Origin of the sequence: Pseudomonas sp. DL (assembly GCF_047199225.1) — a bacterium.
Lineage (GTDB): Bacteria > Pseudomonadota > Gammaproteobacteria > Pseudomonadales > Pseudomonadaceae > Pseudomonas > Pseudomonas aeruginosa.
Genome location: NZ_CP178323.1, coordinates 5193921 through 5219659, shown reverse-complemented (window position 1 = coordinate 5219659; position 25739 = coordinate 5193921). Strand labels below are relative to the sequence as shown.

Below are 25739 nucleotides of genomic sequence, written 5' to 3'. Positions count from 1 at the left end.
TCAGAGTTCCGACCAGCGCCGCAGGAGATTGTGGTAGGTACCGGTGAGGCGGATCAGCGAGGGGTGGTCGGGGACGTCGCGGGTGAGTCGCTGGATCGACTGGTCCATTTCGAATAGCAGGGTGCGCTGGCTGTCTTCGCGGACCAGGCTCTGGGTCCAGAAGAACGAGGCGTAGCGCGCGCCGCGGGTGACCGGATTGACCTTGTGCAGGCTGGTGCCGGGGTAGAGCACCAGATCGCCGGCGGGCAGCTTCACCTGTTGCAGGCCGTAGGTGTCCTGGATCACCAGTTCGCCGCCGTCATAGTCCTCCGGGTCGCTGAAGAAGAGGGTCGAGGACAGGTCGGTACGGACCCGCTCGCGGCCGCCATGGATGTCGCGCACGGCGTTGTCGATGTGGAAGTCGAACGAGCCCCCGCCGGTATAGCAGTTGAACAGCGGCGGGAAGACCTTGAGCGGCAGGGCGGCGGACATGAACAGGGGATGGTTCCACAGGCGCTGCAGCATGGCTTCGCCGATCTCCCGGGCCAGCGGGTGGTCCTGCGGCAGTTGCAGGTTGTGCTTGGCCTTGGCCGATTGGTAGCCGGCGGTCGCCTTGCCGTCGGCCCATTCCGCCTGCTCCAGGGCTGCGCGGATCCGGGAGACTTCCTCGGCGGTGAAGATGGCGGGAATATGCAGCAACATGGCGCTGTCCATGAAGGCGAAATGATTGCCAATGATATTGATTTGCATTGGCCATGTAAAACCGCCAAATGTTCCAGACGAGCGAGATGGGAAAAAATGTAATGAGAAAATTGTAAAGAATGTAAATTCCTGTCGAATGCGAATCCGTAATAATTGATAACAATTCTGATCTGCAATAAATTCCGCGACCTTCACAGCTCCCGGGGAGGGGTTTCGAATGTCGCGTCAGTCCACGGATACCGCCGTTTCTTCGCAACGTCTGCTGGCTTCGGCCATCGGTGTGGCCATCACCGCCATCGCCGCACCGCAGGCAGCCCACGCCGACGAGGCCGGGCAGAAAAAGACCGACAAGGACCGCGTACTGTCGCTGGATGCGGCCACCATCGTCGGCGAGCAGCAGGACGAAACCACCTACAACGTCGACCGCTCGGCGTCGAAGAAGTACACCGCGCCGCTCTTGGATACGCCGCGCTCCGTCACGGTAGTACCAAAGCAGGTGATCAAGGATACCGCCGCCGTGTCTCTCCAGGATGCACTGCGTACCGTTCCAGGTATTACCTTTGGCGCGGGCGAGGGCGGCAATCCCACCGGTGACCGGCCATTCATTCGCGGCTTCGATGCGCAAAGCGATACTTACGTCGATGGTGTACGCGATACTGGTGCACAGACCCGCGAGATCTTCAACCTTGAGCAGATCGAGGTCAGCAAGGGCCCTAACTCGGCATTCGGAGGACGGGGCTCGGCCGGCGGCAGCCTCAATCTCGTCAGCAAGCAGGCCAAGGCTGGGAACTTCATCGATGGAGGCTTCACCTATGGTTCTGACCAGACTCGCCGCTACACCCTGGACCTCAACCAGGAATTCCTCGATGGCAATGCGGCATTCCGGCTGAATCTTCTCAAGCACGATGCCAATGTCGCGGGCCGCGATGAAGTCGATGTCAGTCGCTGGGGCGTAGCGCCGTCGCTCACCTTCGGTCTTGGCTCGCCGACCCGAGTGACCGTCAGCCATTATCACCTGGAAAGTGACGATACCCCGGATTCGGGCATTCCCTATGCCAAGAGTAGCGATCGCAGCAAGCACAATCCGGACAAACCGGTGAATGTCGATCGAGGCAATTTCTATGGGCTGACGGGGCGCGATTTCCAGAAGAGCCGCATCGATACCAGTACCATCACCGTTGAGCATGATCTGACTGACAGCCTCACTATTCGCAATACCTCGCGTTACGGCAACAGTCATCAGGACTATCTGTGGACACAACCGGATGACAGCCAGGGCAACATCAACAATGGCTCGGTCTGGCGCCGCCAGAACAATCGGGTAAGTACCACCACCACAGCAGTCAACCAGACTGACCTGTTTGGAGAGTTCTACCTGGGTGGCTTCAAGAACAGCTTCAGCACCGGCCTGGAGTTCAGCCGAGAAGACAGCAAGCGCGATGGGTATACCGTCGATACCAATACCGGCCTGGGCAGCAACAAGTGCAATCCATCGCTGATCGGGGCGCCTAGCGGCTATAACTGCACTAGTCTGGAAAATCCCAATCCGCACGATCCATGGAATGGCAGTATTACCCGGAAATATGCGCCGCTGAATACGGTCGGCACCACCAAGGCAATATATGCGTTCGACACCATCGACCTGAACGAGCAGTGGCAGGTCAATATTGGCGCGCGCTTCGATAGTTTCGAAACTACGGCGAAGAACCACGGTGTAAGACCCGCTACCAAACTCAGCGACAAGTCGAGCTTCTGGAACTGGCAGGCAGGCTTGGTGTGGAAGCCTGTACCCAACGGCAGCATCTATGCGTCCTACGCCACTTCGGCTACGCCGCCGGGTAGCATGCTCGATAATGGGGATACCTCGAATGCTGTCGACGGGTTCGCCATCAGCAACAACCTTGAGCCGGAAGAAACCACGAACTACGAGCTTGGTACCAAGTGGGCTTTCTTCAACGAGCGGCTGGAGCTGAGTGCCGCGATCTTCCGCACCGACAAGGACAATACCCGCATCCTGGTCGCCAACCAGACCTACGACAACGCCGGACAATCCCGCGTCGACGGCGTGGAGTTGAGCGCCAGCGGCAAGCTGACCGAGAAGTGGAAGGTGTTCGCGGGCTACAGCTACCTGGACAGCGAGTTGGTCGATGCCGGTAAGGCTGGGCGTAACGGCAATGTGAACGCATCGGCGGCTTCCAACAACGGCAACGAGATGCCAAATACGCCGAAGAACAGCTTCAGTCTCTGGACCACCTATGACATCTTCCCGAAGACCACCATCGGCGGCGGGGCTTTCTATGTCGACAAGGTCTATGGCGACGTTGGCAATACCGTCTATGTCCCCGATTACTGGCGCTATGACGCAATGGCCAGCTACAAACTGAGCAAGAACGTCGATTTCCAGTTGAACGTGCAGAATGTGTTCGACAAGAAGTACTTCGACAAAGCCTATGCGGCGCACTATGCGTCCCAGGCCGCTGGAAGGACGATACTGTTCAGCACCAACTTCCACTTCTGACAGCCGCTCTCGCTCCCCACGAAAGCCCCATTCCCTCTACGGGATGGGGCTTTCCCGCATCCAGGTGGGTAAATAGAGCGTAAAGAACGTTAATTCGGCTTTATCGCAACTGATTATCAAATAGAATTGCCCGCCGACGTCCTCGTGTCGTCTGGCCGGCGCTTGGCGTCGGCGTAGTCCCGTTGTTGCCGCGCGGCGGCCGTGAAGGTGATCCTGTGAAGAAAGTCTGGTTCCAGTTGCATTGGTTCTTCGGTATCAGCGCCGGCCTGGTGCTGGCGCTGATGGGCGTCACCGGAGCGACCCTGTCGTTCCAGGACGAGCTGATGCGCGCGCTCAACCCTGACGTGCTGGTGGTGCAGAAGCGCTCCGAGGGTGTGCTGCCGCTGGACGAACTGGTGCGCCGTATCGAAGGTGCCGAGCCGGGGCGGAAAGTGGCCTTCGTCTGGGTCGAGATGGACAGCGACAAGGCCGGGCGGATCTTCTATACCCCGCCGCCGGGACAGCGCCGCGGCGAGTCGCGCTGGATCGATCCCTACACCGGGGCTTTCGTCGGCGAGCCGCGCGGCGAGGGTTTCTTCAACCTGATGATGCAACTGCACCGGTTCCTCGCCATGGGCGAGTACGGCAAGCAGGTCACCGCCGTCTGCACCCTGATCCTGATCTTCTTCTGCCTGTCCGGTCTCTACCTGCGCTGGCCGCGCAAGGTTTTCGACTGGCGCGCCTGGCTGACCCTCGACTGGTCGCGCAAGGGGCGCAGTTTCAACTGGGACCTGCATGCCGTGGCCGGCACCTGGTGCCTGGCGCTCTACCTGCTGGCTGCGCTGACCGGCCTGTACTGGTCCTACGAGTGGTACCGCAACGGCCTGTTCAAACTGCTCGACGACGCGCCCGCCGGCCAGCAGGCGCAGCGCGGCAAGCCGGGCGGACGTGGCGAGCGCCCGGCCGATGCGGCTCCGCTGGTGGTCGACTACGCGGCGGTATGGAACAGCATCCGCCAGGCCGGCGGCGACCGCTTGCAGGCCTACAACCTGCGCCTGCCGCCGGCGGGCGGCCAGCCGGCGACAGTGTTCTATCGTCTGACCGACGCGCCGCACGAGCGTGCCTTCAACACCCTGACCCTGGACCCGGCCAACGGCCAGGTGAAAAGCGACCAGCGCTATAGCGACCGTTCTTTCGGCAGCCAGTTGCTGGCCAGCGTCTATGCATTGCACGTAGGCAGCTATTTCGGCATGGCCGGACGCATCCTGATGATGCTCGCCAGCCTGGCGATGCCGCTGTTCTTCATCACCGGCTGGCTGCTCTACCTCGACCGCCGGCGCAAGAAACGCGCGGTACGGGCGAGCCGCGCCGACCTGGGCGGCAGCGCCGGCGCCAGCGGCGAGCCCTGGTTGATCGGCTACGCCAGCCAGAGCGGTTTTGCCGAGCAACTGGCCTGGCAGAGCGCCGGCCAGTTGCAGGCGGCCGGGTTGCCGGTGCGGGTCGAATCGCTGGCGCGCCTGGATGCCGGGCAACTCGCCGAGGCGCGCAAGGCGCTGTTCGTGGTCAGCACCTTCGGCGACGGTGAGGCGCCGGACAGCGCCCGCGGCTTCGAACGCAAGGTGCTTGGCCAGGCCGCCAGCCTCGATGGCCTGAGCTACGCCCTGCTGGCCTTGGGAGATCGCCAGTACGAGCAGTTCTGCGGCTTCGCCCGGCGCATGCAGGGCTGGTTGCAGGGGCAGGGCGCGCGGAGCCTGTTCGCCCCGGTGGAGGTCGATGATGGCGACGCCGCGGCCCTGCGCCAATGGCAGGAAAGCCTGGCCGAGGTGACCGGCGGTGCCGCCCCGGCGGCCTGGGAAGCGCCGGCCTTCGAGGTCTGGTCGCTGGCGCGGCGGGAGTGCCTGAATCCTGGCAGCCAGGGCGAGTCGACCTGGCTGCTGGACCTGCGTGCGCCGACCGACAGCGCCATCCAATGGCGCGCCGGCGATCTGCTGGAGATCGTCCCGCACCAGGCGCCCGCGCGCATCCGCGAATGGCTGCAGCGGCATAACCTGGACGGCCAGGCGCGGGTGGCGGTCGAGGGCGTCGAGCAGAGCCTGGAGCAGGCCCTGGCTGGGCGCTTGCTGCCGGACTCTTTCGAACACCTGGTCGGCTTGCACCCGCAGGCGCTGCTGGATGCGCTGATTCCGCTTTCCGTGCGCCAGTACTCCATCGCGTCGCTGCAGAGCGATGGCGACCTGCAACTGATCGTACGCCAGGAGCAGCATGCCGACGGCAGCCTGGGCATCTGCTCCGGCTGGCTCACCGAGTACCTGCCGCTCGGCGCCGCGCTGACCCTGCGCCTGCGCCGCAACGCGGGCTTCCACCTGCCGGAGGATGACGTGCCGCTGATCCTCATCGGCAACGGTACCGGGCTCGCCGGCCTGCGCAGCCTGTTGCGCGCCAGCATTGCCGCCGGGCGCAAGCGCAACTGGCTGCTGTTCGGCGAACGCAATTTCGCCCACGACTACTACTGTCGTGCGGAGCTGGAGCAAGCCCTGGCCAGGGGTGAGCTGCAACGCCTGGACCTGGCCTTCTCCCGCGACCAGGCGGAGAAGATCTATGTCCAGGACCGCCTGCATGAAGCGGCGGATGAACTGCGGCGCTGGATTGACGAGGGTGCGGCCTTGTACGTCTGCGGCAGCCTGCAGGGCATGGCCGGCGGTGTCGACCGGGTGCTGCGCGAAGTGCTCGGTGAGGAGGCCTTGCAACGCCTGGCCGACGAAGGACGTTACCGACGCGACGTGTACTGAACGGATGAATGAAAAAGGCTCCCAAGGGAGCCTTTTCGTTGCCAACTGCCGGGACTGCTGGGCTTTGCGGGGTGTAGGGCGAATAACCGCAGAGCGGTTATCCGCCATTTCGGCGGGGTGTCGGCGGATGACGCCGTTGGCGTCATCCGCCCTACGGAGCTATTGGGACTTCGCGCTGTCCGTGGCGTAGAGCGAATAACCGCAGAGCGGTTATCCGCCATTTCGGCGGGGTGTCGGCGGATGACGCCGTTGGCGTCATGCGCCCTACGGAGCTATCGGGACTTCGCGTTGTCCGTGGCGTAGGGCGGATAACCGCAGAGCGGTTATCCGCCATTTCGGCGAGGTATCGGCGGATGACGCCGTTGGTGTCATACGCCCCACGGAGCTATCGGGGCGTTGCGTCGCCGGGCCTCAGATCCACAGGATGAAAGCCAGTACCAGGGCGAAGAAGCCCCATTTCTGCAGGTAGTAGAGCTTGCGGTTGCGCTTCTTCAAACGTTTGCCCTGCAGGCGGATCTTGTAGAGGCTGTCGAAGATCCGATTGAGTCCGCCGGTCCGGTCGCCTGCGTTGTTCGGGGCGGCCGCGGCAGCCATCACGTTGCGGCTGAACCAGCGGTTGAAGGCGGTGGCCCAGCCCTGGGTCAGCGGCCGCTCGATGTCGCAGAAGAGAATGATGCGGTTGTGTTCGGTGGCGTTTTCCGCGTAGTGGATGAAGGTTTCATCGAACACCACCGCCTCGCCGTCGCGCCAGTGGTAGCGCTCGCCGTCCACCTCGATGAAGCAGGCCGGGTCGTTGGGGGTGAACAGTCCCAGGTGGAAGCGCAGCGAGCCGGCGTAGGGATCGCGGTGTCGCACCAGCTTCGAGCCCGGCGGCAGTTCGGCGAACATCGCCGCCTTGACCGAGGGAATCTGCCGCAACAGGGCGGTGGTCTGCGGGCAGAGTTGTCCGGCGGAGGGATGGGCCTCGTCGTACCATTTCAGGTAGAAGCGCTTCCAGCCGCTCTTGAAGAACGAGTTGAAACCGATATCGTCGTACTGTTCGGAACGCTTGATGTTGCCGGCGTCGTGCAGGTGCAGCGCCTCGCTGCGGATGGCTTGCCAGTTGTCGACCAGAACCTGCAGTTCGGGGAAGGTCTGCGGTGCCAGGTAAGGGCGGTTCGGTACCTTCGAGAACAGGTACATCAGGCAGTTGATCGGAGCGAGGAAGCTGGAGTGGTCGCTCAATTGGCGCGACAGCTTGTGGCGTACCCGGCCGCGGAAATGGACATAGAGGATGCTCAGCGCATAGGCCGCCAGGATGAGAACTTTCATGAATGCAAGGTCGTCGGTGCAAAAGAGGAGAATTTACTCCTGTTCTCAGTGCCTGAGTATGCTACCTGACGCTAATTCGCCAGCACTGCGCTCATTTTTCCGTAATCCTGGCCTCGAAAGGAACGCACAATGAACGACACCGGCCGGCGTATCCTGCTCAACTGCGACATGGGCGAAAGCTTTGGCGCCTGGCGCATGGGCGACGATGTCCACAGCATGCCGCTGGTTGACCAGGCCAACCTGGCTTGCGGCTTCCACGCTGGCGACCCGCTCACCATGCGGCGCGCGGTGGAGCTGGCGGTACGCCATGGCGTGAGCATCGGCGCGCACCCGGCCTATCCCGACCTGAGCGGCTTCGGCCGGCGCTCGCTGGCCTGCTCTGCCGAAGAGGTGCATGCCATGGTGCTGTACCAGATCGGCGCGCTGGACGCTTTCTGCCGTTCCCTCGGTACCCAGGTGGCCTACGTCAAGCCGCATGGCGCGCTGTACAACGACCTGGTCGGCGACGATGAGCTGCTGCGCGCCGTGCTCGACGCCTGCGCCGCCTATCGCAAGGGCCTGCCGCTGATGGTGCTGGCCCTGGCCGACAACGGCCGCGAGCTGGAACTGGCCGACGAGGCCGACGTGCCGCTGCTGTTCGAGGCCTTCGCCGATCGCGCCTACCTGCCGGACGGTCGGCTGGCGCCGCGGCGGCTTGGCGGCGCGGTGCATCACGATCCGCAGCGGATCATCGAACAGGCCCTGGCCATCGCCCGCGGCGAAGCCTTCCCCGACTACGACGGCAACCCGCTGCGCCTGACCGCCGACAGTCTTTGCGTGCATGGCGACAACCCGCAGTCGCTGGCGGTCCTCCGGCGCCTGCGCGCGGCCCTGGACAGCCTGTGATCCGCATCGAACCCGCTGGTGCCGAAGCCCTGCTGCTGACGCTCGCCGAAGAGCCCGAAGTGGACCTGTCTGTGCGCCTGGCCGAGCTGGCCAGACGTCTGCGCGAGGGGCTCGGCGAAGGCGTCAGGGATCTGGTGCCGGGCTGGACCACCCTGATGCTGCATTACGACCCCTACCGCATCGCTCCGCAGGTACTGGAAGAACGCCTGGGTCCGCTGCTGGCGGAGTGGCATGCCTGGCGCCCCGCCGAGGATGCCGGGCGCCTGCACGAGATTCCCGTCTGGTACGCCGGCGAGGACCTCGCGACGGTAGCGGTTGCCTGCGGATTGACTGGCGAAGGGGTGATCGAACTGCACAGCGCGGCCGAATACCGGGTCGGCGCGATCGGTTTCGCTCCGGGATTCGCCTACCTCGGCGGCCTCGATCCGCGCCTGGTCCTGCCGCGGCGGGCCACCCCGCGGGCGCGCGTACCGGCCGGCAGCCTGGCCATTGCCGAGGCGCAGACGGCGATCTATCCGCAGGCCTCGCCCGGCGGCTGGCACCTGCTGGGACGCAGTCCGTGGCGTCCCTTCGATCCGGCCGCCACTCCTCCGTGCCCACTGGCGCTGGGCGACCGGGTGCGCTTCGTCGCCATCGGGCGCGAGGCTTTCCTCGACCTGGGCGGGCGCGAATGAATGGTTTGCGGGTCGTCAAGGCGGGTCCGCAGAGCCTGCTGCAGGACGACGGCCGGCGCGGCTGGCAGCACCTCGGCGTATCCCCGGGCGGCCCTCTGGACCGCCAGGCGGCAGCCTGGGCCAATCGTCTGCTCGGTAATCCCTGGGGGACGCCATTGCTGGAAATCGCTTTCGGCGGCTTGGTGCTGGAGTGCAGGGTGGAGGCGACCTGGCTGGCGTTGACCGGAGCGCGCCTGGCGCTGACGGTGGACGGTCGCGAATGCCTGCCCTGGAGTCGCTTCCGGGTCCGCCGCGGGCAACGCATCGAACTGGGCTTCGCCGAGGCCGGGCAGCGTGCCTACCTGGCCTGCGCCGGCGGTTTCCGGGCGAGGCCGGTACTGGGCAGCGTCGCCTGCCAGGTTCGCGACGGGCTCGGCGGTTTACAGGGCGATGGCCGGATCCTGGCGGAGGGCGATTGCCTGCCGTGTGCCGAAGCGGGAGCGGCGTGTCCGTGGGATGCCAGCGTGCCCTGGCGTTTCCAGCCGGACTACCGGCAGCAGCGGCCCTTGCGCGTGCTGCTCGGCGGCGATGCGGCGGCCTTCGACGCAGCCAGCCGGCAAGCCTTCTTCGCCAGCGCCTGGCGAATCAGCCCGCGGTCCGATCGCATGGGTGTCCGCCTGGCCGGCGAGCCACTGCGCGGGGCGCCGCGCGCCTGGTCGCAGGGCGTGGTGGAGGGCGCTATCCAGGTTCCGCCCGATGGCCAACCCATCGTGCTGATGGCCGACCGCCAGAGCATGGGCGGCTATCCGCTGCTGGGCTTCGTCCATCCACTGGACCTCTCGCGCCTGGCGCAAAGCCCCGCGCATAGCGAGGTAACCTTCGTCGAGAGCGACCTGGCGACGCAGCAGGCCGATCTGCTGCGCTTCTACCGCTTCTTCCGCGGCTGAGCGCTCAGCCGGCCAGGTGGCCGAGCGGCAGCGGCGAGGGCGCCTTGACCGTCTTGATCGCGAAGTTGCTGCGAATGTCGCTGACCCCGGGCAGGCGCAGCAGGGTCTCGCTGAGCAGGCGTTCGTAGGCGCGCAGGTCGGGGACCACCACTTGCAGGAGGAAGTCCGACTCGCCGGAGACGAGGTGCACCGAGATCACCTCCGGCAGGTCGACCACCGCACGGTGGAAGGCCTCGGCCTGCTCCTGGCGGTGGCGTTCCACCTTGATCCCGACGAACACCGTGAGGCCGAGGCCGACCTCGTCGCGGTCGATGCTGGCCTGGTAGCCGCGAATCACCCCGGCCTCTTCCAGCAGGCGCACGCGGCGCAGGCAGGGGGACGGGGAGAGGCCGATCTCCTCGGCCAACTGGACGTTGCTCAGGCGGCCGTCGCGCTGGAGGGCGGCGAGGATGCGGTGGTCATAGGCGTCGAGTTTCATCTTGGCATATCCGGATGGATAGTCTCCAGAGAGTGGAATTTACTGCCAAATAGAATGGATAGGCTGGTGGAAAACGCAAGCACCTGCCCTGCCTTGCGGGCATAGAATCGTTATCCGGGTCACCTTTCTGGAGCCGATACGATGGACACGAGCGCTTTCCTGATTGCCCTGGCGGTGGTTTACCTGGTGCCCGGACCAGACATGCTCCTGCTGTTCCAGACCGGCGCCCGCCAGGGCCGTCGCGCGGCGCTGGTCACCGCCCTCGGCCTGGCGCTGGCTCGGGCCTGCCATGTGCTGATGGCCGCGACTGGACTGGCGCTGCTGTTCCGTACCGCTCCCTGGACCTTCGACCTGGTGCGCTTGCTCGGCGCCGCCTACCTCGCCTGGCTTGGCCTGCAGATGCTGCGCGGTGGCGGACTGGCCTTGCCGACCAGCGACGCGGGCTCCGCGCCGGTGGTCCCTTACGCCGACCGCCGGGCCTTGCTGCGCGGACTCCTGACCAACCTGCTGAACCCCAAGGCCCTGCTGTTCTGTTCGGTGCTGCTGCCGCAGTTCGTCAGTCCCGGGGCCGGTTCGCTGGCCGTCCAGTTCGCCGCGCTCGGTACGGTCCTGGTTCTGGTTGGCCTGGCCTTCGACTGCGCCTATGCGCTGGCCGGTGGCCGCCTGGGCCGCTGGCTGGCGTCCCGGCCGCGGGCACAGCGCCTGCAGCAGTGGGGCTTCGGTGGGTTGTTGATAGGGTTCGGGGTAAGGCTGGCGCTGCTGCGCCAGCTCTGAAGGGCTGCGGGGCGGCGAGCGCCCCGTGGCGCTCAGCCGAGGAATTGCTCGGCGTGGTGGCAGGCCACCTGGCGCTGGTCGAGCAGGCGCAGCTCGGGCACCTCGCTGCGGCAGCGCTCGGTGGCGTAGGGGCAGCGCTTATGGAAGGCGCAACCCTCCGGCGGGTTCAGCGGGTTCGGCAGTTCGCCCTGGATGCGGATCTTCGGCTTCGTCGGGTCCGGGTGGATCGCCGGGGTCGCCGAGAGCAGCGCGCGGGTATAGGGATGCAGCGGGTTCTCGTAGAGCTTGTCCGCCGGCCCCATCTCCGCCGGTCGGCCGAGGTACATCACCAGGACGTCGTCGGCGACGTGGCGGACCACCGCCAGGTTGTGCGAGATGAACACGTAGGCGGTGCGGAACTGCTGCTGCAGGTCCATGAACAGGTTCAGTACCTGGGCCTGGATCGACACGTCGAGGGCCGAGGTCGGCTCGTCCGCCACCAGCACCTTGGGTTGCAGCATCATCGCCCGGGCCAGGGCGATGCGCTGGCGCTGGCCGCCGGAGAACATGTGCGGGTAGCGCTGGTAGTGCTCCGGCCGCAGGCCGACCTGGCGCATCATCTGCTGGACCTTTTCGCGGCGTTCCTCGCGCGACAGCGCGGTGTTGATCAGCAGCGGCTCGGCCAACTGGTCGCCGATCTTCTGTCGCGGATTGAGCGAGGCGTAGGGGTTCTGGAAGACCATCTGCACGTCGCGGCGCAACTGCCGGCGCTGGTCCTTGCTGGCGCCCTTGACCTCCTGCCCGGCGATTTTCAGCGAGCCGGAGGTGGGTTCCTCGATCAGGGTCAGGGCGCGCGCCAGGGTCGACTTGCCGCAGCCGGACTCGCCGACCACGGCGAGGGTCTTGCCGGCTTCCAGTTCGAACGATACGCCGTTCAGCGCGCGCACCTGGGCATGGCCCTTGAACAGGCCGCGGGAGACTTCGTAGTGACGGGTCAGATCACGGGCGGTCAGAACGGTTTCCATCAGGCCACCTCGTTCAGCAGGTTCAACGGATAGAAGCAGCGCACCGCGCCGCGCTCGTGCGCCTCCAGGGCCGGCCGCTCCTGGCGGCAATGCTCCTGGGCATAGGGGCAGCGTGGCGACAGCAGGCAACCGCGCGGGCGGTCGTAGCGCCCCGGAACGATGCCGGGTAGGGTGGCCAGGCGGGCTTCGCCGGCACAGTGCTCGGGGATCGCCTTGATCAGCGCCTCGGTGTAGGGATGGGTCGGGCGGTCGAACAGCGCCGGCACGCCGCCGATCTCCACCGCTTCGCCGGCGTACATCACGCAGACGCGCTGGGCGGTCTCGGCGACCACGGCGAGATCGTGGGTGATCAGGATCAGCGCCATGTCCTGGTCGCGCTGCAGGTTCAGCAGCAGCTCCATGATCTGCGCCTGGATGGTCACGTCGAGGGCGGTGGTCGGCTCGTCGGCGATCAGCAGCTTGGGCTCGGCGGCGATAGCCATGGCGATCGCCACGCGCTGGCTCATGCCGCCGGAGAGCTGGTGCGGGTAGGCGTCGAGACGGCTGGCGGCGGCCGGGATCTCGACCCGTTCGAGCAGTTCCAGGGCGCGCTGGCGCAGGGCCTTGCCGCGCAGGCCGAGATGCAGGCGGAGGACTTCCTCGATCTGGTAGCCGACGGTGTAGCTGGGGTTGAGGGCGGTCATCGGGTCCTGGAAGACCATCGCCATGTCCTTGCCGACGATGCGCCGGCGCTGGCGGCCCTTGAGGGTGAGCATGTCGTGGCCGTCGAAGCGCAGGTGATCGGCGGATACCCAGCCGGGGGCGTCGATCAGGCCCATCAGGGCCATCATGGTCACCGACTTGCCGGAGCCGGACTCGCCGACGATGGCCAGCACCTCGCCCTTGTCGACGCTCAGGTCGAGGCCGTCGACCACGGGCACTGCGGTGGTGTCGCCGAAGCGCACGCTGAGGTTCTTGATATCGAGGAGGCTCATGCGGCGGTCTCCTGTGGCGCGGATACGGATGCGCTGTTCATGGTTGTGCTCCTCATGCCGCGTTCTTCAGTTTCGGATCGAGGGCGTCGCGCAGGCCGTCGCCCATCAGGTTGATCGCCAGTACGCTGAGCAGGATGGTCAGGCCGGGCAGGCTGACCACCCACCAGGCGCGCTCGATGTAGTCGCGGGCGGAGGCGAGCATGGTGCCCCACTCGGGGGTCGGCGGTTGCACGCCGAGGCCGAGGAAGCCGAGGGCGGCGGCGTCGAGGATCGCCGAAGAGAAGCTCAGGGTGGCCTGGACGATCAGCGGCGCCATGCAGTTCGGCAGCACGCAGACGAACATCAGTCGCAGGGTGCCGGCGCCGGCCAGGCGCGAGGCGGTGACGTAGTCGCGGTTTAGCTCGGTCATCACCGCGGCGCGGGTCAGGCGTACGTAGGCCGGCAGCGAGACGATGGCGATGGCGATCACGGTGTTGATCAGGCCCGGGCCGAGGATCGCCACGATGGCCACCGCCAGCAGCAGCGACGGCAGCGCCAGCATGATGTCCATCAGGCGCATGATCAGCGGCCCGGCACGGTTCGGCGAGAAGCCGGCGAGCAGGCCGAGGAGGATGCCGGGGATCAGCGAGATCACCACCGAGGACAGGCCGATCAGCAGCGACAGGCGGGCGCCGTGGATCAGCCGCGAGAGCAGGTCGCGGCCCAGCTCGTCGGTGCCGAGCAGGAAGCGCGCCTGGCCGCCTTCCAGCCAGGATGGCGGGGTCAGCAGGAAGTCCCGGAACTGCTCGCTCGGATCGTAGGGGGCGACCCAGGGGGCGAACAGCGCGCAGAACACGATCAGCAGCATGAACAGCAGGCCGCCGAGGGCGCCCTTGTTGTGCGCGAAGGCCTGCCAGAATTCCTTCAGCGGGGACGGGTAGACCAGGCTCGGGTCGCTGGCGGGAGCGTTGTGCATGGCGTTCATCGGCTGGCTCCTCAGCGTTGGTGGCGAATGCGCGGGTTGGCCAGGCCGTAGAGGATGTCCACGACGAAATTGACCAGGATGACCAGGGTGGCGACCAGCAGGATGCCGTTCTGCACCACCGGGTAGTCGCGACGGCTGATGGCGTCGATCAGCCACTTGCCGATGCCCGGCCAGGAGAAGATGGTTTCGGTCAGCACCGCGCCGGCGAGCAGCGTGCCGACCTGCAGGCCGAATACCGTCAGCACCGGAATCAGCGCGTTGCGCAGGGCGTGCACGAAGACCACCCGGGCCGGCGACAGGCCCTTGGCGCGGGCGGTGCGCACATAGTCTTCGCGCAGCACCTCGAGCATCGCCGAGCGGGTCATGCGGGCAATCACCGCCAGCGGGATGGTGCCCAGCACGATGGCCGGCAGGATCAGGTGGCGCACGGCATCGAGGAACGAGCCCTGTTCGTCGGAAAGCAGGGTGTCGATCAGCATGAAGCCGGTCTTCGGCTCGATGTCGTAGAGCAGGTCGAGACGGCCGGACACCGGCGTCCAGCCCAGCGACACGGAGAACAGCATGATCAGGATCAGGCCCCACCAGAAGATCGGCATCGAATAGCCGGCGAGGGACACCGTCATCACCCCGTGGTCGAACAGCGAACCGCGTTTCAGGGCGGCGATCACCCCGGCCAGCAGACCGAAGGTGCCGGCGAAGAGCATGGCGGCCAGGGACAGTTCCAGGGTCGCCGGGAACAGGGTGAGGAATTCGTGCCAGACGCCTTCGCGGGTGGTCAGCGATTCGCCGAGATTGCCCTGTGCCAGGTTGCCCACGTAGTCCAGGTACTGCTGGTACAACGGCTTGTCCAGGCCCAGGCGGTGCAGGGCCTCGGCATGCATCTGCGGATCGACGCGACGTTCGCCCATCATCACTTCCACCGGGTCGCCGGGAATCAGGCGGATCAGCGCGAAGGTGAGCAGCGTCACGCCGAAGAAGGTGGGGATCAGCAACCCCAATCGTCGTGCAATGAAACTAAGCATGTTGGCGGGTAACTCCTCATCGCGGACCGTGCGCCCCGCTGGCGGCGGGGCTGTGGTCCTTGTTCTTCTACGGCTTCACCGAGGTGGTGGCGAAGTTGTTGTTGCTCAACGGATTGATCACGTAGCCCTGCACCGTGTTCCGCCGGACGTTGAACAGCTTCGGGTAGGCCAGCGGTATCCATGGGGCCTGTTCGTGGAATACCACCTGGGCCTGCTCGTACAGTTTCGCCCGCTCGGCCGGATCGCTCACCTCGCGGGCCTTGCGCATCAGCGCCTCGAAGTCCTTGTCGCACCAGCGCGCCTGGTTTTCACCCGACTCGGCGGCGGCGCAGCTCAGGTTCGGGCTGAGGAAGTTGTCCGGGTCGCCGTTGTCGCCGGCCCAGCCAAGCAGCGACAGGTCGTGCTCGCCGGCCTTCGAACGCTTGAGCAGCTCGCCCCATTCCAGGGAACGGATGGTCAGCTGGATGCCGGCCTTGGCCAGGTCTGCCTGCAGCATCTGTGCCGCCAGGGCGGGGTTGGGGATGGTAGGCGAGGTGCCGTTGCGAATGAACAGGGTGATCCTGAGATTTTCCGCGCCGGCTTCCTTGAGCAGCGCCCTGGCGCGTTCGGGATCGTGCGGCCAGTCCTGGATCGAATGGTTGTAGCCGAGCAGGGTCGGGGGATAGGGACCGACCGCCGGACTGGCCGCGCCGGGGCCGAACACCGCGTCGAGCATGGCCTTCTTGTCCAGCGCGAGGTTGATCGCCTGGCGCACGCGCGGGTCGTCGAGCGGCTTGTGCTGGGTGTTGATGGCAATGTAGGTGGTCAGCAGGGCATCGATCTCGTCCACCGCCAGGTTCGGGTCCTGCTTCAGGCGCGGCACGTCCTCCGGTTTCGGGTACAGCGAGACCTGGCACTCGCCGGCACGGACCTTCTGCATGCGCACGTTGGGATCGAGGGTAATGGCGAACACCAGGTTGTCGATCGGCGGCTTGCCGGCGTAGTAGTCCGGGTTCGCCGTATAGCGGACCTGGGCGTCCTTGGCGTAGCGCTTGAAGACGAACGGCCCGGTGCCGATCGGCTGGTTGTTCAGCTGGCCCTGCTTGCCGGCGGCGAGCAACTGGTCGCCGTACTCGGCGGAATAGATGGACGCGAAGGGCATCGCCATATCGCGCAGGAACGGCGCTTCGGGACGGTTGAGGACGAAGCGCACGGTGAGCTCGTCGACCTTTTCCACCGACTTGATCAGCTCGCCCATGCCCATCGCGTCGAAGTAGGCGTAGCCGCGCAGCGCCGAGGCATGCCAGGGATGCTTCGGATCGAGGGCGCGCTGGAAGGTCCACAGCACATCATCGGCATTCAGGCTCCGGGTCGGCTTGAAGTAGTCGGTGGTATGGAATTTCACGCCGGGGCGCAGGTGGAAGGTATAGCTCAGTCCGTCGGCGCTGACGTCCCAGCGCTCGGCCAGCCCCGGGATCACCTCGGTGGTGCCGGGGCGGAAGGCGAGCAGGCGGTTGAACACGGTTTCCGCGGAGGCGTCGGCGGTCACCGCGCCGGTGTACTGGACGATGTCGAAGCCTTCCGGGCTGGCCTCGGTGCAGACCACCAGGTTCTTCGCCTGGGCCGCGCCGGCGGCGCATAGCGCCAGGGCCAGGGGCAGGTGTCGGAGCAACGGATGGAGCATGGGGTCCTCCTCGTGGGCCCCGTCGCCGGGGCCGCCGGTTGTCGCAGGTTTACAGCAGGTTGAAGGGGAAGGTGCTGACCAGGCGCAGTTCGTTGACGCTGCCGTCGACCTGGTTCTGGCTGGCCTTGTGCATCATGTAGGTGAGCTTGAAGGTGCTGTCCTTGATCGGCCCGTTCTGCACCTTGTAGGCCGCCATCAGGCCCAGCTCGTGGTGCTTCTCGCCGTCCTGGGCGCGCACCTCGGCGTAGTTGCCGTAGGCACCGTTGCGATCGCCGTCGTAGTGGGTGCCGTCGATGTCCCAGCCCTTCACGTACCACACGCCGGTGCTCAGGCCGGGGACCCCGTAGTAGCTCCAGTCGGTCTCGTAGCGGATCTGCGCGGACTTCTCGTTGGGGCTGTTGTAGTCGGCCAGCATCGAGTTGGCCAGGAAGATCGCCGAGGTCTCGTGCACGTAGTCGAAGTATTCGTTGCCGTCGACCTGCTGGTAGGCCAGGGTCAGGGCGTGGGCGCGATGGCCGAGAGTGAAGGCCAGGCTCCAGGTGTCGTTGTCGATGTAGCCGGCCTCGCGCGCGCCGGTGTCGCCGGTGTGGTAGCCGTTGAAGGCGGTGCGCAGGGCGATGCCGTTCTCGAGGTCGCCGATGTCGTGGGTCACGCCCAGGTAGTACTGGTTCCAGACGTCCTGGAAATGCGAGCCATAGAGGGAGATTTCCAGCCCGTCGAGCGGCTTGTAGTTGCCGCCCAGGTAGTTCAGGCGGTCGCCCTTGACCTGGCGGGTGCCGTACTCGGTGGTCATGTCCTCGTCGCCGGAACCGGTCCGCGGGCTGACCTTGCGGAAGCTGCCGGCCTGCAGGCTGAGGTTGTCCAGCTCCTCGCTGGTCACGGCGAAGCCGGTGAAGCTGGAGGGCAGGGCACGGTTGTCGATATAGCTGAACACTGGAGTGTTGACCAGGAAGCGACCGGCCTTGAATTCGGTATTCGAGGCGCGCAGGCGGATGTTGGCGACGCCCAGCTTGGACCACTCGCCGATCGCCTCGCCATCGCTGTTCGCCAGGGTCCGGTTGCCGCCGCCGCCGATGCGGCCCTTGCCGCGCTCCAGGGCGATCTCGTTGAAGGCTGCGACGTCGAAGCCGAAGCCGATGCTGCCCTGGGTGTAGCCCGAGCTGTACTTGAGCACCGTGCCCTGGACCCAGGCGTTGCGCTGGTGGATGCGCTGGGAGCCGCCGCCGGCCTTGGGAATGCGGAAGGTGAAGCTGTCCTTCATGTTTTCCCGCGAGTAGAAGTTGCGGGTGGTCAGGGTCAGGCTCTGCCCCTCGAACAGCCCGCTGGCGCCGGCCTGGCCCTTGATCGGTTTCTCCACGCTGGGGATGCTCTGCACCTGGGCGGCGTAGCTGGGATTGTCCGGGGTCGGCGGGGTTGCCTGCTCGTCCGCTGCCCAGCCTGGCGCGGCCGATGCCATCAAGGCCAATCCCAGCGTCGCGCCGGTCACTCGTTGGTATCTCATCACCTGATTGCTCCCTTTATTGTTGTCATGGCACCTGTTTTACCCACCAGGTTTGCGCCGGTTTCGCCCGCGCCTGGGCGCGGCGGTCGAATACGGCGAGGCGAGCGCTCCTGGCGGAACGCGCGCAGCGCCGTTCTGGAACACGGGCAGGAAAAGCAAAGAAATGAAGTACGGGTCGTGCCGTTCTTCTGCACCCCGGTCGTTTCACGACCGGGGTGGCGTCGGCATCAGGGCTGGTTGGCTACGCCATAGAAGGCGTTCCGCGAGAAGGGGCTGATCTTGAAGTCATGCACCGACTTGTTCATCGGCTGGTACACGGTGGAGTGGGCGATCGGGGTGATCGGCACCTGCTCCTTGAGGATGTGCTGGGCCTGCTTGTACAGCTCGCTGCGCTTGTCCTGGTCGGAGACCCGCTTGGCAGCCTTGACCAGCTTGTCGTAGGCCGCGTCGCACCATTTCGATACGTTGTTGCCGTTGATCGAGTCGCAGCCGTAGAGGGTCGCCAGCCAGTTGTCCGGATCGCCATTGTCGCCGGTCCAGCCGAACAGCATGGCGTCATGCTCGCCGGCATGGGCGCGCTTGATGTACTCGCCCCATTCGTAGCTGACGATCCTGGCCTTGATGCCGATCTTCGCCCAGTCGGCCTGGATCATCTCCGCCATCAGCTTGGCGTTGGGGTTGTAGGGACGCTGCACCGGCATCGCCCACAGGGTGATCTCGGTGCCCTCGGCGACGCCGGCCTTCTTCAGCAGTTCCCGGGCCTTGGCCGGATCGAACGGGGCGTCCTTGATGGTTTCGTCATAGGACCACTGGGTCGGCGGCATGCCGTTCACCGCCAGTTGCCCGGCACCCTGGTAGACGGCGTCGATGATGGCCTGCTTGTTCACCGCCATGTCCAGCGCCTGGCGTACTTCGAGCTGGTCGAACGGCTTGTGGGTGACGTTGTAGGCGATGTAGCCGAGGTTGAAGCCTGGCTGCGAGGGCACCTTCAGGTTCGCCGCTTCCTGCAGGGCCTTGAGATCGGCGGGGCGTGGGTTGAGGGTGATCTGGCACTCGCCGGCCTTGAGCTTCTGCGCGCGCACCGCGGCGTCGGTGTTGATCGAGAAGATCAGGTTGTCGATCTTCACGTCTTCGGGTTTCCAGTAGTCCTTGTTGCCCTTGAAGCGGATCTGCGCATCCTTCTGGTAGCGGCTCAGGATGAAAGGCCCGGTGCCGATCGGCTTCTGGTTGATCTGCTGTGGCTTGCCGGCCTCGAGCAACTGCCCGGCGTACTCGGCGGACTGGATCGAGGCGACGTCCATCGCCAGGTTCTGGATGAAGGCGGCGTCGACCTCGTTGAGGGTGAACTTCACCCTGTGCTCGTCGAGCTTCTCGACCCTGGCGATGTTCTTGTCCAGGCCCATGTCGGTGAAGTAGGGAAACTCGGTGGGGTAGGCCTTGCGGAACGGATGATTCTTGTCGAGCATGCGCTGGAAGGTGAACAGCACATCGTCGGCGTTGAATTCGCGGGTCGGCTTGAAGTAGTCGGTGCTGTGGAACTTCACACCCTTGCGCAGGTGGAAGGTGTAGGTCTTGCCGTCGTCGCCGATGTCCCAGCTTTCCGCCAGGGCCGGGATCGCCCGGGTGCCGCCGCGCTCGAACTGGACGAGGCGGTTGAACAGGGTGACCGAGGTCGCGTCGTAGTCGGTGCCGGTGGTGTACTGGGCGGGATCGAAGCCGGCCGGGCTGCCCTCCGAGCAGAACACCAGGTTGCTGGCGGCGTGGGAGAACGGGGAGCCGAGGATCAGACCGGCTGCCAGCCAGGCCCGAAGGGGAAGGATCTTACGCATGCAAACCTCATTTTTTCTTTTTCTAAGGGCATCGTCTGAGGATCGGCCTTATGGGCCATGGCAACTCTCGCCTTTCCATGGATGGCGGGTGACAGCCATGGACCCTGTGCGGCGACAGCGATCGTCCGTTTGTTGTTGGTCGACGATTCGCTGATGCCGAAATTAAGTCATGCTGAAATTGTGGTCAACGAAAATTAAGCACGACTAACATTTCTATTGCGAAAACGTTTGCCTGACAGGATGGGAAGGTGCGCTACGGACTGGCTCAGGGCGTCGGATGGTCGTCGAACAGGCCCATGGTGGTGATGGTCAGGACTTCCGCCACATCGCTGCCGACGTTGGCCAGGCAATGGGTCTTGGTCGCGTCGAAGTGCACCGAGTCGCCGGCGCCGAGGGGGTACTGGCGCCCCTCGATGGTGTAGACGATCTGCCCGGACAGGACGTAGGAGAACTCGGCGCCCTCATGGGAGATCAGCTCCGACTGGTAGCCCACCGGCATGTTCATCTTGACCGCATTGATCAGGTTGCCGGGGAAGGAGCTGGACAGGCGTTCGTAGGCCAGCGGCTGGCCCTCGATGGTGTAGCGTACCCGCTCGCCTTCGTGGGAGTCGGGCTGGGGTTGTGCCGGTTGGTCGAACAGGGCATTGAGCGGGATATTCAGCGACTTGGCGATGTTGGCCAGGGAAGAGATCGATACACCGGTGAGGTTGCGCTCCGCCTGGGAGAGGAAGCTCGCGGTGAGACCGGATTCGCTGGCGACTTGGTGCAGGGTCTTCTTGGCGGCGCGGCGATAGCGACGCAGGCGTTCGCCGATGCGGTCTACGGTCATTGGGGAGACTCTTGTTGAAAGGCGCAGTATACCCAGCGCGGGGCGTCAATAAAGTCTGACAGATGAACTACCCGAACCCCTATTTTTTAAGTGTGACTGAAAATTTGTTTTGACCTGAATTTAAGCTCGACTTAAATTTCAGCCCGGTCCAGACGAGGAGAACAACAAATGACCGTGGGTGTTGGCGGGAGTACCCCTGCGCAGGCGCTGGAGCGTCTGCGGAACATGATGGACGGCGCGCAGCCGATCGGCCTGGCGTCTTACCGTGCGCGAATCGCCGCGGCCCAGGCGTGGATGGGCGAGCATGGCATCGCCGCGGCGTACCTGCATGCAGGCAGCAACCTGCGTTACTTCAGCGGCGTGCAATGGCACCCCAGTGAACGCCTGGTGGGTGCTCTACTGCCCGCCGAGGGCGCCCTCGAATACCTTGCGCCGGCCTTCGAGGAAGGTACGGTGCGCGACTTCCAGGTGGTCGATGGCGCCATCCACACCTGGGAGGAACACCAGGATCCCTATCGCCTGCTGCTCGATCGCCTGGAGGCGCTCGGCGTGGGCGAGCGCAGCACGGTCGCACTGTGTCCGAGCCTGCCGTTCGGCATGTTCGAGCGCTTGCGCCAACAGGCGCCGGGCAGGAACTTCGTCAGCGCCGCGCCGCTGATCGACCAGGGACGGATGCGCAAGTCGGCCGAGGAGCTGGCGCTGATGCAGCGGGCCAAGGACATGACCCTGGAAGTGCAGAAGGCCGCGGCGAGCATTCTCCGCGAAGGCATCAGCACCACCGAAGTCGCCGAGTTCATCCACCAGGCGCACCGCAAGGTGGGCGCGCCCGGTTCGACCTTCTGCATCGTCCTGTTCGGTGCCGCCAGTGCCTTCCCGCATGGGGTGAAGCATGCGCAGGTGCTGAAGGATGGCGACATGGTGCTGATCGATACCGGCTGCCAGGTCCACGGCTACCAGTCGGATATCACCCGCAGCTATGTGTTCGGCACGCCTAGCGCACGCCAGCGCGAATTCTGGGGGATGGAGCGCGACGCCCAACTGGCGGCCTTCGAGGCCGCGCGTCTGGGCCAGCCCTGCGAGGCGGTGGACGCCGCCGCGCGGCGTTCGCTGGAGGCCAACGGCCTGGGGCCGGACTACCGCCTGCCTGGCCTGCCGCACCGCACCGGGCATGGCATCGGCATGGACGTCCACGAAGGCCCGTACCTGGTGCGTGGCGATCGCACGCCGCTGGATGTCGGCATGTGCTTCAGCAACGAACCGATGATCTGCGTGCCCGGCGAGTTCGGCATTCGCCTGGAGGATCACTTCTACATGACGAAGGAAGGACCGCGCTGGTTCACCCAACCGAGCCCGTCCATCGACGATCCCTTCGGCCTCGGCGGCTGATCCGGCCGAACGATAACGCCGCACGCGGGAAGGCAAGGACCAGGGCTTCCCGCGTGCGGCGCAGCGATCAGTCCAGCTTCACCCGCGAAAAGTCCCGCGCCGACATCGGGCTCATGCGGTAGCCGCTGACGTTCTTGCGTTGCGCGTCGAACATCAAAGGATGCGCCAGCGGCAACCAGGGCATCTGCTCGTGGAAGATCCGCTGCGCTTCCTTGTACAGCGCTACCCGTTGGCTCTCGTCGTTGCTCATGCGCGCCTTGCGGATGGCTTCGTCGAAGCCCTTGTCGCACCAGCGCGCGCGATTTTCCCCGGACTCCACCGAGGCGCAGCCGAGGTTGTGGGTGAGGAAGTTGTCCGGGTCGCCGTTATCGCCGATCCAGCTGTAGAGCATCATGTCGTGTTCGCCGGCCTTGGTGCGCTTGACCATCTCGCCCCACTCGAACTGGCGGATGTTTACCCGGATGCCGATGGCGGACAGGTCGGACTGGATCAGTTGTGCCACTCGCGCCGGGTTGCCGCCGGGGCCGCTGCCGGTGCTGATGTAGAGGTTCAGGGGTGTGTCCGGGGTGACGCCGGCTTCCTTCAACAGGGCCTTGGCCCGTTCGGGGTCGTAGGGCCAGTCGCGGATGCTGTCGTCGTAGCCGAGCAGCATCGGCGGGTAGGGGCCGATGGCCGGACGGGCCTGATCGCCGAAGACGATCTTCAGGTAGGACGGCTTATTGAAGCCCATGGCGATCGCCCGGCGCACGCGCGGGTCGTCGAACGGTTCGTGCCGGGTGTTGATCGCGGCGTGGGAGGTGATCATCGCCGCTTCTTCCAGCACCGTCAGTTGCGGGTCCTGGCGCAACGCGGCGACGTCTTCGGGCTTGGGCGTCAGGGCGATCTGGCATTCGTTGCGGCGCAGGCGCTGCACGCGCACGTTGGGGTCGAGGGTGATCGCCAGCACCAGGTGGTCGATGGCCGGCTTGCCCTTCCAGTAGTCGGGGTTGGCTGCGTAGCGCACCTGGGCATCCTTGCGGTAGCGGGTGAAGACGAACGGGCCGGTGCCGATCGGCTTGCTGTTGAGTTCGTCGCCCTTGCCCCTGGCGATCAACTGGCCGGCATATTCGGCGGAGAGGATCGAGCCGAACGGCATGGCCAGGTCGGCGAGGAACGGCGCCTCCGGGTGCTTGAGGACGAAGCGCACCTGATGTTCGTCGATCTTCTCGATGCGCTCGATGATGTCGCGCAGTTGCATGGCGTCGGCGTAGGGGTAGCCGCTGGGCGAAAGGTCGTGGGCGGGGTGCTGCGGATCGAGCATGCGCTGGAAGCTGAACAGCACGTCGTCGGCGTCGAATTCGCGGGTTGGCTTGAAGTAGTCGGTGCTGTGGAATTTCACGCCCTGGCGCAGGCGGAAGGTGTAGACGAGGCCGTCAGCGGAGACGTCCCAGCTTTCCGCCAGGGCCGGGATCACCGTGGCGCTGCCCGGAGCGAACGCGGCCAGCGCGTTGTACAGCGGATGGGCTGAGGCGTCGAAGGTGTAGCCGGAGGTATAGCGGGCCGGATCGAACCCTTCCGGCGCCGCTTCGGTGCACACCGCCAGGGTCTTCGGCTGGGCCTGGATGGCGGCGCTGGCGGCGAGGGCGAGCAGCAGCAGGCTGTAGCGCAGGGCAGAGCGTGGTCGCATGGATGACTCCTCTGGAGCGGGACGGCCGGGTCGGCCGCCCCGGGGAGAGGCGCCGCCTCGCTCGTGGCGGGGCGGCGCGGCTGGCAGGCGAAGCTACTTGCCGACGCTGACCTCGTAGAACGAGTTCAGGCCGAAGGGACTGATCCTGAAGTCGTGTACCGTCTTGCGCATCGGCTGGTACACGGTGGAGTGGGCGATCGGGGTGATCGGCACCTGTTCCTTGAGGATGTGCTGGGCCTGCTTGTACAGCTCGGTGCGCTTGCCCTGGTCGGTGGTGCGCTTGGCATCCTTGACCAGCTTGTCGTAGCCGGCGTCGCACCATTTGGAGAAGTTGTTGCCGTCCACCGCGTCGCAGCCGTAGAGGGTGCCGAGCCAGTTGTCCGGGTCGCCGTTGTCGCCGCTCCAGCCGATCAGCATGGCGTCATGCTCGCCGCCCTTGGCGCGCTTGATGTATTCGCCCCATTCGTAGGTGACGATCTTCGCCTTGATACCGATCTTCGCCCAATCGTTCTGCAGCATTTCCGCCATCAGCTTGGCGTTGGGGTTGTAGGGGCGTTGTACCGGCATGGCCCACAGGGTGATCTCGGTGCCCTCGGCGACGCCGGCCTTCTTCAGCAGCTCCCTGGCCTTGGCCGGATCGTAGGGCGCGTCCTTGATGGTCTCGTCGTAGGACCACTGGGTCGGTGGCATGCCGTTGCTCGCCAACTGGCCGGCGCCCTGGTAGACGGCGTCGATGATGGCCTTCTTGTTCACCGCCATGTCCAGCGCCTGGCGTACTTCCAGCTTGTCGAACGGCTTGTGGGTGACGTTGTAGGCGATGTAGCCGAGGTTGAAGCCGGCCTGCGACGGCAGGTTCAGGTTCGGGTCCTTCTTCAGCGCGTCGAGGTCGGCGGGGCGCGGGTTGAGGGTGATCTGGCACTCGCCGGCCTTGAGCTTCTGCGCGCGCACCGAGGCGTCGGTGTTGATGGCGAAGATCAGGTTGTCGACCTTCACCTCGTCCGGCTTCCAGTAGTCCTTGTTGCCCTTGAAGCGGATCTGCGCATCCTTCTGGTAGCGGCTGAACACGAACGGGCCGGTGCCGATCGGCTTCTGGTTGATGTCGCTGGCCTTGCCCTGCTTGAGCAGTTGCGCGGCGTATTCGGCGGACTGGATCGATGGGAAGGGCATCGCCAGGTTCTGGATGAAGGCCGCGTCGACCTCGTTGAGGGTGAACTTCACCGTATGCTCGTCGAGCTTCTCGACCCTGGCGATGTTCTTGTCCAGGCCCATGTCGGTGAAGTAGGGAAACTCGGTGGGGTAGGCCTTGCGGAACGGATGATCCTTGTCGAGCATGCGTTCGAAGGTGAACAGCACGTCGTCGGCATTGAATTCGCGGGTCGGCTTGAAGTAGTCGGTGCTGTGGAACTTCACGCCCTTGCGCAGGTGGAAGGTATAGGTCTTGCCGTCGTCGCTGACGTCCCAGCTTTCCGCGAGGCCGGGAAGGACCTTGGTGCCGCCGCGCTCGAACTGGGTCAGGCGGTTGAAGACGGTTTCCGCCGCGGCGTCGAAATCGGTACCGGTGGTGTACTGGGCGGGATCGAAGCCGGCCGGGCTGCCTTCCGAGCAGAAGATCAGGTTGCTGGCGAAGGCCTGGGGAACGGCGGCGACCAGCGCTGCGCCGAGCAGCGAGGGAATGATCGCGGAGCGGATGACGGCGTTTCTACGCATGGAGTGACCTCTGGTTATTTTGATTGTCTGCGAGGGACAGCCTCGTGAGCTGTCTTGCGCGAAGCTATGCAGGGCATGTGCCGGCCGCAAGCGTCGAGGTCGGTTCAGTGTAGATGTTGTTATCCGTTTGAAAGGGAATGTCGCATTTTCGAATTTGCGCAAACGCGACGCAGGCCGCG

Annotated in this window: 20 protein-coding genes; 7 read left to right on the top strand and 13 right to left on the bottom strand. The window is 65.3% G+C overall.

Annotated elements, in window-relative coordinates:
* Entirely contained in the window at positions 1-681 is a 681-nt protein-coding gene (locus ACI766_RS24385) for a Fe2+-dependent dioxygenase (protein ID WP_003145945.1), read from the bottom strand.
* Between the two features lie 217 nt (positions 682-898).
* Between ACI766_RS24385 and piuD the strand changes: the two genes are divergently transcribed.
* Both piuD and ACI766_RS24375 read left to right on the top strand, forming a co-directional pair.
* Positions 899-3199 carry a TonB-dependent siderophore receptor PiuD gene (gene piuD, locus ACI766_RS24380; RefSeq protein ID WP_003104896.1) on the top strand — a complete coding sequence of 767 codons (2301 nt, stop codon included), beginning with the start codon at positions 899-901 and terminating at the stop codon, positions 3197-3199.
* A 215-nt stretch (positions 3200-3414) separates the two neighbouring features.
* Positions 3415-5967 (top strand): PepSY domain-containing protein, encoded by a 2553-nt coding sequence (locus ACI766_RS24375; protein WP_023087803.1) that lies wholly within the window; start codon positions 3415-3417, stop codon positions 5965-5967.
* 411 nt (positions 5968-6378) lie between these two features.
* On the opposite strand, the gene lpxO is transcribed toward ACI766_RS24375, so the two are convergent.
* Complete coding sequence (gene lpxO, locus ACI766_RS24370; RefSeq protein WP_003094463.1) at positions 6379-7278, bottom strand: lipid A hydroxylase LpxO; 900 nt, start codon at positions 7276-7278, stop codon at positions 6379-6381.
* Between the two features lie 129 nt (positions 7279-7407).
* On the opposite strand from lpxO, the gene ACI766_RS24365 reads away from it, so the two are divergent.
* From ACI766_RS24365 to ACI766_RS24355, 3 genes are read left to right on the top strand one after another with little or no spacing between them, the layout of a single operon-like run.
* The gene (locus ACI766_RS24365; RefSeq protein WP_003112852.1) at positions 7408-8163 is read left to right on the top strand and encodes a 5-oxoprolinase subunit PxpA; all 756 of its coding nucleotides are present in this window, start codon (positions 7408-7410) and stop codon (positions 8161-8163) included.
* Positions 8160-8837 (top strand): 5-oxoprolinase subunit PxpB, encoded by a 678-nt coding sequence (gene pxpB, locus ACI766_RS24360; protein ID WP_003116237.1) that lies wholly within the window; start codon positions 8160-8162, stop codon positions 8835-8837. The genes ACI766_RS24365 and pxpB overlap by 4 nt, the downstream gene beginning before the upstream one ends.
* Positions 8834-9763: a biotin-dependent carboxyltransferase family protein gene (locus tag ACI766_RS24355; RefSeq protein ID WP_003116236.1), complete on the top strand. Its 930-nt coding sequence runs from the start codon at positions 8834-8836 to the stop codon at positions 9761-9763. The genes pxpB and ACI766_RS24355 overlap by 4 nt, the downstream gene beginning before the upstream one ends.
* Before the next feature lie 4 nt (positions 9764-9767).
* On the opposite strand, the gene ACI766_RS24350 is transcribed toward ACI766_RS24355, so the two are convergent.
* Positions 9768-10241: an Lrp/AsnC family transcriptional regulator gene (locus ACI766_RS24350; protein WP_003094456.1), complete on the bottom strand. Its 474-nt coding sequence runs from the start codon at positions 10239-10241 to the stop codon at positions 9768-9770.
* Positions 10242-10382: 141 nt separating this feature from the next.
* Here ACI766_RS24350 and ACI766_RS24345 point away from each other — a divergent pair, with 141 nt between their 5' ends.
* Positions 10383-11015: a LysE family translocator gene (locus ACI766_RS24345; RefSeq protein WP_003123320.1), complete on the top strand. Its 633-nt coding sequence runs from the start codon at positions 10383-10385 to the stop codon at positions 11013-11015.
* A 32-nt stretch (positions 11016-11047) separates the two neighbouring features.
* On the opposite strand, the gene ACI766_RS24340 is transcribed toward ACI766_RS24345, so the two are convergent.
* From ACI766_RS24340 to psdR, 8 genes are all read right to left on the bottom strand, one after another.
* Positions 11048-12019, bottom strand: coding sequence for a peptide ABC transporter ATP-binding protein (locus ACI766_RS24340; protein ID WP_003094452.1), 972 nt, complete (start codon positions 12017-12019; stop codon positions 11048-11050).
* A complete protein-coding gene (locus ACI766_RS24335) occupies positions 12019-12993 on the bottom strand; it encodes an ABC transporter ATP-binding protein (RefSeq protein WP_003094451.1) in 975 nt (324 codons plus the stop codon). The genes ACI766_RS24340 and ACI766_RS24335 overlap by 1 nt, the downstream gene beginning before the upstream one ends.
* Positions 12994-13045: 52 nt before the next feature.
* Positions 13046-13957, bottom strand: coding sequence for an ABC transporter permease subunit (locus ACI766_RS24330; RefSeq protein WP_003105451.1), 912 nt, complete (start codon positions 13955-13957; stop codon positions 13046-13048).
* An 11-nt stretch (positions 13958-13968) separates the two neighbouring features.
* Complete coding sequence (locus tag ACI766_RS24325; RefSeq protein WP_003105448.1) at positions 13969-14979, bottom strand: ABC transporter permease subunit; 1011 nt, start codon at positions 14977-14979, stop codon at positions 13969-13971.
* A 67-nt stretch (positions 14980-15046) separates the two neighbouring features.
* A complete protein-coding gene (locus tag ACI766_RS24320; protein ID WP_003094445.1) occupies positions 15047-16642 on the bottom strand; it encodes an ABC transporter substrate-binding protein in 1596 nt (531 codons plus the stop codon).
* 49 nt (positions 16643-16691) lie between these two features.
* A complete protein-coding gene (locus ACI766_RS24315; protein WP_003120938.1) occupies positions 16692-18146 on the bottom strand; it encodes an OprD family outer membrane porin in 1455 nt (484 codons plus the stop codon).
* 224 nt (positions 18147-18370) lie between these two features.
* Positions 18371-19972 (bottom strand): ABC transporter substrate-binding protein, encoded by a 1602-nt coding sequence (locus ACI766_RS24310; RefSeq protein WP_003116233.1) that lies wholly within the window; start codon positions 19970-19972, stop codon positions 18371-18373.
* Between the two features lie 265 nt (positions 19973-20237).
* Positions 20238-20801, bottom strand: coding sequence for a transcriptional regulator PsdR (gene psdR, locus ACI766_RS24305; protein ID WP_003094433.1), 564 nt, complete (start codon positions 20799-20801; stop codon positions 20238-20240).
* Between the two features lie 168 nt (positions 20802-20969).
* On the opposite strand from psdR, the gene mdpA reads away from it, so the two are divergent.
* The gene (mdpA, locus tag ACI766_RS24300) at positions 20970-22187 is read left to right on the top strand and encodes a metallopeptidase MdpA (RefSeq protein ID WP_003107426.1); all 1218 of its coding nucleotides are present in this window, start codon (positions 20970-20972) and stop codon (positions 22185-22187) included.
* Between the two features lie 67 nt (positions 22188-22254).
* On the opposite strand, the gene ACI766_RS24295 is transcribed toward mdpA, so the two are convergent.
* Positions 22255-23853 carry an ABC transporter substrate-binding protein gene (locus ACI766_RS24295; protein ID WP_015648071.1) on the bottom strand — a complete coding sequence of 533 codons (1599 nt, stop codon included), beginning with the start codon at positions 23851-23853 and terminating at the stop codon, positions 22255-22257.
* Between the two features lie 93 nt (positions 23854-23946).
* Positions 23947-25560, bottom strand: a complete 1614-nt coding sequence (locus ACI766_RS24290) for an ABC transporter substrate-binding protein (RefSeq protein WP_003112863.1) — start codon at positions 25558-25560, stop codon at positions 23947-23949.
* Positions 25561-25739: the final 179 nt, after the last annotated feature.